Raw genomic sequence first — 13,023 nt, forward strand, 5'->3', positions numbered from 1 at the left:
AACAAAGTCCCGGTTCGGCCCGCTCCCGCTACTTCTGCGGCTTCGCCTCATCTTTCCGCCGGGCCTGTGCCGCTTTTTTCGCGGCTTCGGCCTTGCGCTTTTCCGCCGCCCTGCGCCGCGCCTCGGCCGCCCTTTTCTGCTGCTGGATCTGGCGGCGCATCTCCTGCGATTCGTCCCGGATCGCTTCAAGGCGGGCGAGGTCGCGGGCAAGTTCGGGATCGTTGTCGCGGTTCAGGCGGTCGAGAATCTCCCGGCGTTCCTCGCGCAGCTCCTGTTCGGTTCCGGCGCTGGTCAACGCCTTCGGCCGTTTCGCGCCCAGGCGCACGATCTCCCAGACCGGCATCGGAACCGGCTTATGCCTCTTTTCCGCCTCCTGATACCGGCTGGCGTCGCGCTTTACCGGACGCAACAGGTACGCGGGGCGCTCCCCCGCCACCGTCCCGGCGGCTTCCAGCTCGAACCAGCGGTGGAAACTGCGGCGGAACTGGTTCACCTCGCTGCCGCGCCCCACGAAATAGACCGGATGTCCCGCCGCCGCCAACTCTTCAAAGAAACCGCGCAAATACTCCTGAAGCTTCCCGGAATTGAGTGAACCGAGCTTCTCTTTGAGCGCCAGCGCCCGTTCCTTCTGCAGACCCGCCGCCTGCACGCCGAGCGAACGCTCCACCGTGTTGCGAATCCCCCACGGCGTCAGCAGATAACTCGGATAGAGCCGCCAGCGCCGCTCGAAATCGGCTTCGTTCAGCAGCCCGCCGGAGGCGATCACCGCCGCACCGTCCGGGATATGGTTTTTCATCGATTCGAGCAGCACCAGATATTGCAGGTCGTTCGCCGCCTTGCCTTCGCAGAGCCGGGTGATCCGGGTCACTCCCCAGATGCCCTGCACCGCGATCAGCAGCGCCAGCGCCGACGCCGCCAGCCGCCGGTCCGGCAGCAGCCGCAGCAACCGCCGCAAACCCAGCAGCGCCAGCAGGAACACCGCCGGCATCAGCGGCATCAGGAAACGCATCGCGCCGGTCGACTCCCCGTCCGGCGCCCAGTAATAAGTCAGATACAACAGGAACGTCGGCAGAATCCAGACCGCCCAGAACACCGCCCGCCGCCAACGCCAACGCCAGCCCGGCAGCGCCGCCAGCCCGACCGGGCCGACCACCAGCATGAAGAACTCCGGCAGATAGATCAGCAGATTATCCCACACGAACCGCAGCTCAAATGAACTCGATTCATCCGTCAGCGAATACCCGGTGCGCCACGGCGCGCCGTAGGCCTGCCACAAAAACAGCGCCAGCACACAGAACGGCACCGCCGCTCCCGCCGCCAATGCCGCCAGCACCCGCCACCGCCTCGCCCCCCGCGTGAACAGCACCGCAAACGCCGCCGGCACGAAGATCATCAGGAAATCGGTGTAACGGATTCCGGTCGTATATGCGATCAGGGCTCCCCCCGCGAACGGCAGCAGCCATTGGCAGAGCCTCCGCCGCGCGGTCGCGCCATAGATCACCGCCGCCATCCCCCATACCAGCAACGCGACGCTCGGCGTATGCGAATTGCGCGTGATTCCGAGTGCCGTGAACACCGGGCACAGCATCACCAGCCCCGCCCCGAGCACTCCGTACCACTCCCCGACGAAACGCCGCGCCAGCACGTACATGCCCGCCGCCGCCAGAATCGCCCCCCACAAGGTCGCGTAGAATCCGCCCCCCGGCCCCATCAGCCGGTTCATCCCCGCCGCCAGCAGCGGATACAGCGGCGGATATTTCGGATAGTATTCGCCCCGTTCGTTCACCACCCACATGCTGCCGACGAATTGCAGGTCGTCCGCCGTCTTCTGGTAGAACACTCCGTTCAGGTTGAACATCCGCGCCGAAACATGATACCCGTTCTGATCCGTTCCGCCCGTCGTCGGCACCAGATACACTTTCAGCAGCATTGCATAAACAATCAGCATCCCTCCCAGCACCAGCAGCGGCCAAGGCAGTCGGCGCAGCATATCATGCAGAAAACCCATCATCCACCCTTTCGGTTTTACCCGATAAAATATCCCCCCCTCTTCCCCTTTGCAATACTCCATACGCAAAAATTACGGGGGAATGCCTCCGGCGGCCCGGGGCTTTGCCCCCGGCCCCCAGCGGGGACGCTTCGCCCCCCGCCCCCCCAGACCGGCAACGTGCCGGTGCGGGCGCAGGGTGTTTTTCGGCAATGCCGAAAAACACCCTGCTTGACTTTGGGGTAAGGACTTAAACGGTAATAGAGCCAATAAGGCCAGGAAGCCGGGGACCCGCCGGACAGCGTCCGCTTTGCGCATCTTCCCGCTTTTTTGCGGAAAGATGCCCGCTTCCTCGCCGTCGCAAGGCCGGGGGCTCCTCGCCCCCGCCTTGACCACCCCTCGGCAGGGGGGCAACCCTGCACCCTCGCTCCTCACGTCGCTCGATAACGCAAAGCGGCGGCAAGGTCCGATACCGGGTGCGGCGGCAAGGTGCCGCTGCCGGGTGCGCACGCCAATGCCCCTCCGGGGGGGGCGTGCGGGCAACCAGTACAGGCAAGCGAAGGTTGGTCAGCAAAGCCATTTACGCGTGCGGCAAGGTCCGATACCGGGTGCGGCGGCAAGGTGCCGCTGCCGGGTGCGCACGCCAATGTCCCTGCACGCGCAAGGTATCGGGGCGGTCTGTATAACCACTTACGCAGCGCACAAATAAGGCCGCAATACCGCTTACGCGGCGCACAACAAGCGCGGGTTCGCGCCGCGAACGAATGTGAGGGAATTACTTGCCTCCGGCAAGTAACGAGGAACGGTAGTGACGAAGCCGAACGTAGTGAGCGAAGCCCCCCCTGGCGTAGCCCGCAACGCGGGCGTTGAAGGGGTTGGCCGCCGCAGGCGGACAAGTAAGCGGCGAAGCCGCGCCCGCGAGCGGAAGTGCTCCGCAACCGGACCGGCCTCCGCCACCGGCGAGGGGGTCCGGGGGACGTGCGCGACGTCCCCCGGAGCCATCCGCAGGCCGGAGGCCCGGTGCTCACTACCCTCCGGGCAGCTTGCCTGTTCTTGTGCTTAAGAAAAGCAATACCTCCGGGCAGCTCCGCCTGTTCTTGATGCAATGACAAGCCAACCATAAAACTCATGTGCGACTTGAAAGCGGAGATGAATCTTACTCCCGCAGAGTGGGAGCAAGCCCTTCGGGCTCCGCACTCCAAGGTTGGCCGGGGGATTTTCGGAGGGGACTTTGAGCTATCGGGAGATGCAAAGAGCGAGGACGCCGGGGAACCTTTTCACGGCGGCTTACGGTACGGTTTTCCGAATGATGTAAAAATCAAGGGCTTAAAACGGGAAAAACTCTGCAAAAAAAGGGAAAGTGCGGTTGAAAAAAATGGATTTTGTAGTAAAATAGGTATAGATAGGGATGAATAGGAAGAATTAGGTATGCCGTCCGCCAAAACCAGTCTTTTTTCGGGATTGTTTCTCGGGGAGTACGATCACGCGCTTGATGCGCAGTGCCGCGTCTCTCTGCCGAGCGACTGGCGGAGCCGTGACGGGGAAACCGAACTGGTGATGATTCCGGCGCGCGGCAAGGCGCTGGTGCTGCTGCCGATCGCGACCTTTCTCGAATTCGTGGAAAAAGCGAAGAAGCTCGCGATCGCCAATCCGAAAATGCAGATGGCATTCGCCTATCTGGGTTCGCGTTCGCGCCAGTGCCGCTGCGACAAGCAGGGACGCATTGCGCTGGACCGCAGGATGCTCGACGAAATCGGCGTGAAGGGGCAGCTGAAGCTGATCGGCGCCTTGACCCATATCCGGCTGACGGCGCCGGAAAACTGGACGATGCCGAACGACGAAGAGAGTTTGAATATGTATCTGGACGAGATCCAGAAGGTGAGCGACGACAACAGCGACATCGCCGGATTGCTCGGCGGCATCCTCGGGAAAGCGTGACGGGAATATGGAAGCGGCATTTGAACACATACCGGTACTCCGGCGGGAGGTGCTTAAGTATCTGACTTTTCCGTCGGACCGGCCGGCCCGGCTGATCGACGGGACCGTCGGCGGCGGGGGGCACAGTGCGCTGCTGCTCCGGCGGTATCCGCAATTGGAGCTGCTCGGCATCGACCGCGACGAAAACGCGCTGGCGAAGGCGGCCGAAACGCTGGCTTTCGCCGGAAACCGGGTGACGCTGGTGCGCGGCGATTATTCCAGTTTGGCCGGACGGGCCGCGGAACACGGCTGGGAGGAAGTGGATGGAATCCTGCTGGATATCGGCGTATCATCGCCGCAGCTCGACCATGCCGGACGCGGTTTTTCGTGGCGCGCCGAAGGTCCGCTGGATATGCGCATGGACCAGCGCAGCGAGTTGACCGCCAGCCGGTTCCTGAACCGCGCAAGCGAACAGGAGCTGGAGCGGGTGCTGCGCGAATACGGCGAAGTGGACAAATCGCGCCGCGTCGCCGCCGCGATCGTGAAAAAACGCGAAACGCATCCGTTCGCGACCACGGCCGATCTGGTCGGGCTGTGCGACGAGGTGCTGGGCAAGTCGAAGCCGGGCAAGCTGCCGGCCCCGACGCTGGTGTTTCAGGCGCTCCGGATCGCAGTCAACGATGAACTCGGCGAACTGGAGCGGGCGCTTCCGGCAGCGGAAAAGCTGCTGAAAAAGGGCGGCCGGATCGTGGTGATCAGCTTCCATTCGCTGGAAGACCGGATTGTGAAGAACTATTTCCGGGACGCGGCGGCCAGCTGCATTTGTCCGCCCGGGCTGCCGGTCTGCGTCTGCGGCAAGCAGTCGACGCTGAAGGTGTTGACCAACAAGGTGGTCACGGCCCGGGAAGATGAATTGGCGGAAAACCGCCGTTCGGCTCCGGCCCGGCTTCGGGCGGCCGAAAAACTGGTTTGAATTGAAAAAATTATTTGAGCATATAGAGGAACGAGGGGGAACACAGTCATGAACATCCAATCCGCCAATCAGAGGAGCACACGGACGAAAGTGCGTACGCCGCAGCATTCGCCGGTCAGCGGCAAGCTGGCCATGGTAGGGAAATTCCTGTTCGCCGCCGCCGCCGTCGCGGCGCTGTTGAACGTCTACATCTATCTCAACCAGAAGATCGCCGAAACCCAGCGGCAGATCCGCAAAACCGAACGCGTGCTCCATGAAACCGAGCGCGAGATCGCCCAGCTCCGCATTCAGCGCGAGCAGCTGATGGCGTGGCCGCACATCAAGAACATGATCGCGCGTTTCGATCTCAAACTGCACGGTCCGAATCCGGGACAGGTCGCGACCATGTCGATCCTGACCCCTGACCAGGCCGCCCGCATTCCGCTGGAATCGGTCGCCGCGGTCCGCACCCCGGGCAGCGGAGTGATCCGCAACTGACGTTCCCCTGCGGAGTTCCCCTTTCATGCTCAGTACCAACGACAAAATACGAAGACGGATCAGGATTCTGGCGGCAGTGATCCTGATCCCGATCATGCTCGGATTGATTGCACGCTTTTATTATGTCCAGGTCATCGATCATGAATTCTACCTGCAGGAAGCGCGCAAACGCTACACCACCACCCGGGTCACCACCGGCAAACGCGGCGAAATCTTCGACGTTCACGGCAATCTGCTGGTCAGCAACAGTCCCTGCGTCAGCATCACCTGCGATCCGTTCAACCTGACCGGCGACGCGCAGCGCCGCAAGCTGGCGTTCATCCTGGCGAAACATCTGGACGACACCTACGACTCCTTTTACCGCAAGCTCAACCCGGTCCGGCAGCGCCGCGGCCGCGACGGCAAGCTGCTCTACCGGCCGGACGGCTCCCCCGACCTCGTCCCGAACCGGTACGCGATGATCGACCGCAACACCTCGCTGCAGGCCGCCGCTAAAATCAAGGAGCAGACCAAGCTCAATAAAATTTACGCCCTCGTCTACAAAGACTCCTATATGCGAACCTATCCCAAAGGGTCTTTGCTCTCCAACGTTCTCGGTTACACCAACGTGGTCGACGACGTCGACGTGCCCCAGATCGGACTCGAAAGACAGATGAACGCCCAGATGAATCCGGAAGAGGGGCGCGAACGCTATGAGCGCACCCGCGACGGCGCTCCCCTCAGCTACGGCATCCATGAATTCGAGCAGAGCCGCGACGGCAAGAACATCTACCTGACCATCAGCGAACCGATTCAGGCGATTCTCGAAGAGGAGCTGGACGCCTCCTATGAGAAGTGGCAGCCCGCCACCCTGTATGCCGCCATCGCCGATCCCAGAACCGGCAATATCCTCGCGATCGCCCAGCGGCCCACTTTCAACCCGAACATCCGCTCCACCTTCACCGCCGAAGCGGCCCGCACCCGGATCGCCGAAGACAGCATGGAGCCGGGTTCGATCATCAAGCCCTTCACCATCGGCAAAGCCCTCGACTGGGGCTTCGTGACCCCCCAGACCGAAATCGACTGCAACCACGGCGTCTGGATCTACCTCAATAAACCGCTGCGCGATTCCCATCCCTACGACAAGCTGACCGTCGAAGGCGTGATCCAGAAATCCAGCAACATCGGCACCGCCAAGGTCGCGATGATGCTCGGCGAACAACGGGTCTATCAGGCACTGAAAACCTTCCGGTTCGGCGACAAGACCGGCCTCCCCTTCCCGATCGAGGAATCCGGCCTCGTGCTGCCGGTCAAGAAATGGGACGGCCTCTCGATCACCCGCTTCCCGATCGGCTACGGCGTGCGCGTGACTCCGCTGCAGATGATCCGTGCCTACTGTGCGCTCGCCAACAACGGCAAAATGCCGCAGCTTCGGCTGATCGACCGGCTCGAAGACCCCGTCACCGGCGAAGTGACCCGCATCCCCTCGCCGCCGCCGGTGCAGATGTTCGATCGCCCGGAAACCTGCGCGACGCTGATCAGCATGATGATCAAAGTAACCCAGAAGGGCGGCACCGCCGTGAAAGCCGCCATCCCCGGCTACGAAGTCGCCGGCAAAACCGGAACCAGCCGCAAATACATCCCGACCAGACGCGATTCCAACGGCCGCATCATCGAACGCGGCCATTATGCCTCCGGCAAGTACTTTTCCAGCTTCGTCGGTTTCGTCCCGGCCCGCAATCCCGCCCTCGTGATGCTGGTCACGATGGACGAACCCAAAGGTTCCTACTATGCCGCGACCGTCGCCGCGCCGACCTTCAAAGCGACCATGACCCGCGTGCTCCGGCACCTGAACATCCAGCCCGATCCCGCCCTGCTGGAAAACAACCGCACCACACCGTAACTTACAGACCAAAGGAGATATTCACCGTGAACGACAAAGGAAAACCGCGAAGTAGCAACCGTATTTTCTACTGCAACGCCAGGGACCGGCGGCTCTGGATCCCCCGCAAATCCCACCTGTTCGGGGGCACGCTGAACTTCGCCCGCCTGATCCCGCTGTTCCGTCTCAGCGCCCCTGCCGCGCTGCTCGCGCTCGCACTCGCGCTCAAGTAGGAAAAGGCGGCATGGCGTCCGTGCGGAACGTGCCTGCCGGACAACCGGAAAACTGCATCACAGATAAAGAGTTTGACTATGACACATCTGCATTTTATCGGAATCGGCGGAATCGGCATGAGCGGGCTGGCCGCGATGTGCGCGGATTCCGGGTACACCGTGACCGGCAGCGACCGCGGCGCGGAGCGCCCCAAAAACCGCCGTATCATCGACGCGCTCGAACTTCAGGGCATCCGCATCTATCCGCAGGACGGCTCCTATATCCGGGACGGCCGCCCCGATCTCCTGGTCTATTCCACCGCGATCGAAGAAGGCAACGCCGACTTCGTCGCGGGCGCCGGAATCGACCGCATCCACCGTTCGCAGTTGCTTGAGCGCGTGATACGCGAATCCGGTTTCGAGTGTTCCATCGCCGTCACCGGCAGCTGCGGCAAAAGCACCGTGACCGCCTATCTGGCCGAGGCGCTGACCAATCTCGGGGCCGATCCCTCCTGCCTCGACGGCGCGCTGATCAAGCGCTTCACCGGCGGCAGGTACGCGGGCAATTACCGTCACGGAGCCGGAAAGTACTTCGTATTCGAAGCGGATGAGAGCGACAAGAGCCTTGTGAACTACTCCCCCGACTACGCGATTATCCTGAACCTCGGCTGCGACCACTACGAAAAAGACGAGCTGGTCCGGGTGTTCGGGGAGTTTCTGGCAAAAGTGAAAAAAGGCGCGGTATTGGAACGCGAGGTCTATGAACTGGTCCGGCCCCGCCTGAAGCCCGGCTTTCCGGTACGGGTCATCGACGCCTCTCCCCGGCCGGATTCGCAGTTCGCAATCGAGGAGTACCGCATCCTGACCCGCACCGACGCGATCTACAGCCAGGGAGGGCGGCGCGAACGGCTCGCCCCCTCCGGCGACCGGGCGGTCACCGACACCATCGGCGCGACCAATCTGCTGTCGATCTACGGAATGCGTTCCGAAGGGTTCCGGCTGGAGAGCCGCCTCCCGGTGGCCCGTTTCACCGGCGGCCGCAAACTGGAGTTGCCGCAGCCCGGCTTTCACATGGCGATGAATGCACTCGCGATCGACGCGCTGCTGGAGTGGATTGGCTTTGATCCCGCCGAAACGATTGAGGCGCTGGAACGGTTCGACGGCGTCTGGCGGCGCAACGATTACGCCGGGCTTACCGCTTCCGGGGCGACGGTCTACGACGACTACGCGCACAATCCGGAAAAAATCGTCTCCTGCTTCCGCGCGATGCGCGAGATGGGCGACGGCAATATCTACGCGGTGTTCCAGCCGCACGGCTACGCCCCCTTCGGCTTCATGCGCGACCAGCTCTATCTCGAAATCGAGCCGGAACTGCGCAATAACGACCGCTTCATCCTGCTGCCGCCGTATTATGCGGGCGGCACCTCCAGCTTCAGGCCGAAGCCGGAGGAGGTGCTGGCCGACTGGCAGAGCCGCTGCCGCCGCCCGGAGCGTTTCATGTACTTCCCGAACCGGGAACTGCTGACCGATTTCCTGCTGCTGCAGAGCAAGCCCGGCGACACGATCGTGATCATGGGGGCGCGCGACAATTCGCTCAGCGACTACGCCGCTTCACTGACCGGCGAAAAACCCTGAAGTTCACGCCCTGACGGCGCAGGTGGAACCGCGCACGATCAACTCGGGCGGCACCCGGTACTGCAGCGGCATCGGGTCGCCGCCCTGTCTGCGTTTGAGCAGGATGCTTCCGGCCAGGCGGCCGATCCGGTAGAAGTCGTGCGCGACCGTGGTCAGCGGCACCGGCAGCCACGCGCCGAGGTTGATGTTGTCGAAGCCGACTACGCTGACCTCGTCCGGCACCCGGATTTTATACTCTTCAAGCATCCGGCAGACCGTCACCGCCAGCGTGTCGTTGCTGCAGAAAACCGCGGTCGGCGGCAGCGGTCCGTTGAGCTGGCCGCGCAGCCAGTTGCGCACGAACTCCTGCTGGGAGCCATTCATCTCCTGCACGTTGACCGTTTCAGCGCCGGGAATGATGCCGAGCCGTCCGTCGATTTCAAGGCCGCAGCGGGCGAATGCGCCGACCGCCCCGGCCAGGCGCTCGGAGAGGCTGACCCGGCTGACCGGGGCGCTCAGATAGGCGATCCGGCAGTGGCCGAGTTCATAAAGATGGCGGACCACCGTCTCGGCTCCCGCCGCATTGTCGGTCAGCACGCTGTCCCCCGGCGAATCAGGAAAGAAGCTGTCCACCAGCACAAAGGGAAAACCCTCCTGCCGCAGCGCCGCCAGCTGCTCCGCGATCGCGGGATGCTGGACCGACCAGATCACGAATCCGTCGTTCAGCGGACGCGAATACTCGCGCAGCAGCTCCAGTTCCTCATCCACGCTGTTGAAAAAATCAACACCCACCGTATAACCCGCCGAACGCACCGTGTCGCGCATCCCCTCAAGAATGCCGTGCCGCACCTGCGCGTCGTCCCCGACCGAAACAGGCGGACTGATGAATTTGAAAATCCCCGGTTCCTTCTCCGGCCTGCCCTCCGCCCGCCGCACCGGGGCGCCCACGGGACGGTTGATGAAGGAGCCTCGGCCGCGGGTGCGGGTGACCAGCCCCTCCCCGACCAGGTTGGAGAGGCTCTTGCTGATAGTCAGGCGGCTCACCTGAAATTCATCGACCAGCTCCTTTTCCGTCGGCAATTGGCTGCCCGGCGGATAGACCCCCGAAGCGATCCGGTTCCGGATCTCCTCCTCGATGCGCAGATAAATCAGTTTGTCCGACATGGATGCGGCTTCCTCGCTAAAAGGTTATCATTTTATTTCCTTTGTATATTATACCAAACAAAACATGCTTTTGCAAGTCATTTGCTAATCTTTTATGATTTTTTCCGAAAAATTCATCATTCCAGCCCAATACAGAGAAAAAACTCAAAAAAAATCCATTCCGATATTGACAAAACGATAATTGTTTGGTATACTTATAGCAGACAATACAAAAACAAAACATAATCATTTAGATTCAAAAGTCCAACCAACTTGATACAGGAGTCTCAAAACAATGAAACGCTTCCGGCATCCGACTTCAGCCGCGCCGTCAGCAGACGCCGTCTGCCGCCTGAAACAGGCAATCGCAAATTTCACCCTGATTGAGCTGCTCGTGAACACAACTTGTAAAATATACTATCTATCCCCATATGCCGCTCTGCGTAAAAGAGAGGGGTTCGGGGGAGAGAAAGCGGCGATTTGCGCCGCGTCTCTCCCCGTACCAACCAATCTGAACATCTCTCTCATTCTTCGCAGGCTCTTACGCCTTGGCCAATGCTCTGCAAGCGGCAAGTCGGAGCAAAAACGTGAAGTTGTCTTTCCGCAAAAAAGCGGGAAGACAACTTCACGTTATTGCGGATCTTCCTTCCCCGCCGGCCGACCGCGCCACCGCCTGTCGACTGTCCCGTACCCGGCACCGGCACCTTGCCGGACGCAGGGGGCGCGGGGGGCGGCGGATACGCCCCCCGCATACCGCCATGTAAGGCCGTTTACCCTTATTGAGCTGCTCGTAGTGATCGCAATCATCGCGATTCTGGCGGCGATGCTGCTGCCGGCGCTGAATCAGGCGCGGGAAAAGGCGCGCGGCATCAGCTGCCTGAATCAGATCGGCCAGTTGACGCGGGCGCATATCCTCTACTCCGACGCTTTCGACGGCTGGCTGGTGGTCAAGACCACCAATCCGCCCAACCGGCCGTGGGGACAGGTGCTGAAGGAGCAGGAGTTCACGACACAGAAGACGCTTTTCTGCCCTTCGCTCACGGCCCGGGGCGACTACTGGAACACCTACGGCATGTACCGCGCCAACCTCGGCAACTATTCATTCTATGAAACGAATAAAGAGAGGTTCGGCAAATACCTGAAGGAGGTGCCCAATGACGGCATCTACTACGCGACGGCCCGGATGAAGAATCCCTCCGGCCTGATGCTGCTGACCGACACCCTTTACTGCGCCGGAAGCAACAAGGGCAAAGGGGATACCGTATTCGACCCGCACTCCATCAGCAGTTCCGAAAGCGTCGGCGTCGCCCTGCAGCACGGCAACCGGGCCTCCGGCGGTTTCGCCGACGGACACGCCGCCGCTCAGGGAAAAACCGAGTTGTGGGAATACGGCTTCAAGGCCCTTGTCATCAATTCCGCCTACGTCAAAAAATAAATTTCAGGAAAGGATTTTTACATGCTCAGAACATTCTGCACCGGCGTTGCCGCGCTGGCTTTCGCCGCCTCCCTCTCCGCTGCGCCGGAAATCGAGGTCGATATCGCGAAACAGACGGGAACGATCAACCGCAAACTCGCCGGGGTGTCGCAGGGCGGCAACGCCGGAAGTTTCTTCAAGCCGGCGATCCGCAAGGGGCTGGAGGGGCTGCCGCTTCCGCTCGTCCGTATCGAAATGATCACCAACAGCCGTCCCCACGCCCTCTATGACGCGTCAACCGGGAAATTCAACTGGACGAAACTTGACGAGGAGATCGAGGCGGTCCGAAAAGCCGGCGGCGAAGTGATCATCAACCTTTTCAGCACGCCGCAACACCTGGCGAGCGACCCGGCGGCGAAAGTTCCGGCTTTCACGCCGCCGAAGGACTTCCGGGCTTACGCGGAATTCTGCGCCGAAATCGTCCGCCACGTGAATATCGACCGAAAATACGGCGTCAAGTATTGGGAGTTCTGGAACGAACCCTCCGGCAGTTGGTTCTGGACCGACTGGAAGAACGGAAACCGCCGCTTCTTCGAGCTTTACGGAATGGTCGCCAACGCGGTCAAGCAGACCGATCCCGGCGCGCTGGTCGGCGGTTTCGGCGACAACGCCCAGTACCCGGAACATTATGCGGGCTGGTTCCGATACCTGAAAGAGAACCCCGCACCGCTGGACTTCATCACGATCCACTATTACGGCGACTGGGCGGGCAAAAACGGAACTCCCGCACCGCAGAACTACGTACGCTTCGCCGAACGGATGCAGGAACTGTGCCGCCGGGAACTGGGGCGGGAACTGCCGCTCTTCTACACCGAATGGAACCTTCCGGCCGAATCGGTGAACCGCTTTCCCGCCGCGCAGGTCGCCGCGTGGACCGGCTACGCGCTCGCGGCAATGCAGGAATACGGCAAAATCGACGGCGCGGCTTTCTTCCGCATCGAGCACTACCGCGACCCGGCTTCCAGCCTGCTCGACCCGCAGGGGAACCGGCGCACCGCGTCGCGAGTCCTGCAAGCCTTTGCCGAACTGCCGGAGCAGCAACTGGCAGTCCCGGTTTCGCCGGAAGACACCGCCGTGCTCGCCGCCGGAAACGCCGATGCCGCCGCGGTACTGATCAGCCGTTACGCTCCCGCCGGTGACGCGACGGCGATGACCGTGCCGGTCCGTTTCCGCAACCTGCGGCCGGATGCCGCCTATGCCGTGAGCATCGCGCAGGAGGATTCCACTTCAGCTTCCCGGCTTGGAGCATCCGCACCGCAGGAGCAATCGCACCGCAGCGACGAGGAGGGCAATCTGACCATACCGGTGCGGCTGGAGCCGTTCTCGGTTGCCGGGCTTACCCTCCGGAGATAACGGGCCGGGTGA

The 13,023-nt window shown here is 61.8% G+C and carries 10 protein-coding genes; 8 read left to right on the forward strand and 2 right to left on the reverse strand.

What is annotated here, in order from left to right; translation table 11 throughout:
• Positions 1 to 28: 28 nt before the first annotated feature.
• Positions 29 to 2,011, reverse strand: coding sequence for a glycosyltransferase family 39 protein (locus C8D82_RS04220; protein ID WP_165832822.1), 1,983 nt, complete (start codon positions 2,009 to 2,011; stop codon positions 29 to 31).
• Positions 2,012 to 3,415: 1,404 nt separating this feature from the next.
• Between C8D82_RS04220 and C8D82_RS04230 the strand changes: the two genes are divergently transcribed.
• The 6 genes from C8D82_RS04230 (at position 3,416) to C8D82_RS04255 (ending at position 9,062) form a co-directional block, all read left to right on the forward strand.
• Positions 3,416 to 3,925 (forward strand): division/cell wall cluster transcriptional repressor MraZ, encoded by a 510-nt coding sequence (locus C8D82_RS04230; protein ID WP_116883025.1) that lies wholly within the window; start codon positions 3,416 to 3,418, stop codon positions 3,923 to 3,925.
• A 7-nt stretch (positions 3,926 to 3,932) separates the two neighbouring features.
• The gene (rsmH, locus tag C8D82_RS04235) at positions 3,933 to 4,877 is read left to right on the forward strand and encodes a 16S rRNA (cytosine(1402)-N(4))-methyltransferase RsmH (protein WP_116883026.1); all 945 of its coding nucleotides are present in this window, start codon (positions 3,933 to 3,935) and stop codon (positions 4,875 to 4,877) included.
• Positions 4,878 to 4,925: 48 nt separating this feature from the next.
• Positions 4,926 to 5,354: a hypothetical protein gene (locus C8D82_RS04240; RefSeq protein ID WP_116883027.1), complete on the forward strand. Its 429-nt coding sequence runs from the start codon at positions 4,926 to 4,928 to the stop codon at positions 5,352 to 5,354.
• Between the two features lie 25 nt (positions 5,355 to 5,379).
• A complete protein-coding gene (locus C8D82_RS04245; protein ID WP_116883028.1) occupies positions 5,380 to 7,236 on the forward strand; it encodes a peptidoglycan D,D-transpeptidase FtsI family protein in 1,857 nt (618 codons plus the stop codon).
• Positions 7,237 to 7,262: 26 nt separating this feature from the next.
• On the forward strand, positions 7,263 to 7,448 hold the full coding sequence (locus C8D82_RS04250) for a hypothetical protein (protein WP_116883029.1): 186 nt from the start codon (positions 7,263 to 7,265) through the stop codon (positions 7,446 to 7,448).
• A 78-nt stretch (positions 7,449 to 7,526) separates the two neighbouring features.
• Entirely contained in the window at positions 7,527 to 9,062 is a 1,536-nt protein-coding gene (locus tag C8D82_RS04255) for a glutamate ligase domain-containing protein (protein WP_116883030.1), read from the forward strand.
• A 3-nt stretch (positions 9,063 to 9,065) separates the two neighbouring features.
• Here the strand turns inward: C8D82_RS04255 and C8D82_RS04260 are convergent, their stop codons facing one another.
• Positions 9,066 to 10,205: a GntR family transcriptional regulator gene (locus C8D82_RS04260; protein WP_116883031.1), complete on the reverse strand. Its 1,140-nt coding sequence runs from the start codon at positions 10,203 to 10,205 to the stop codon at positions 9,066 to 9,068.
• 274 nt (positions 10,206 to 10,479) lie between these two features.
• Between C8D82_RS04260 and C8D82_RS21545 the strand changes: the two genes are divergently transcribed.
• A complete protein-coding gene (locus C8D82_RS21545; RefSeq protein WP_116883032.1) occupies positions 10,480 to 11,619 on the forward strand; it encodes a prepilin-type N-terminal cleavage/methylation domain-containing protein in 1,140 nt (379 codons plus the stop codon).
• Positions 11,620 to 11,640: 21 nt separating this feature from the next.
• Positions 11,641 to 13,011, forward strand: coding sequence for a GH39 family glycosyl hydrolase (locus tag C8D82_RS04270; RefSeq protein WP_116883033.1), 1,371 nt, complete (start codon positions 11,641 to 11,643; stop codon positions 13,009 to 13,011).
• Positions 13,012 to 13,023: the final 12 nt, after the last annotated feature.

The sequence above is a fragment of the Victivallis vadensis genome, from assembly GCF_003096415.1.
Classification (GTDB): domain Bacteria; phylum Verrucomicrobiota; class Lentisphaeria; order Victivallales; family Victivallaceae; genus Victivallis; species Victivallis vadensis.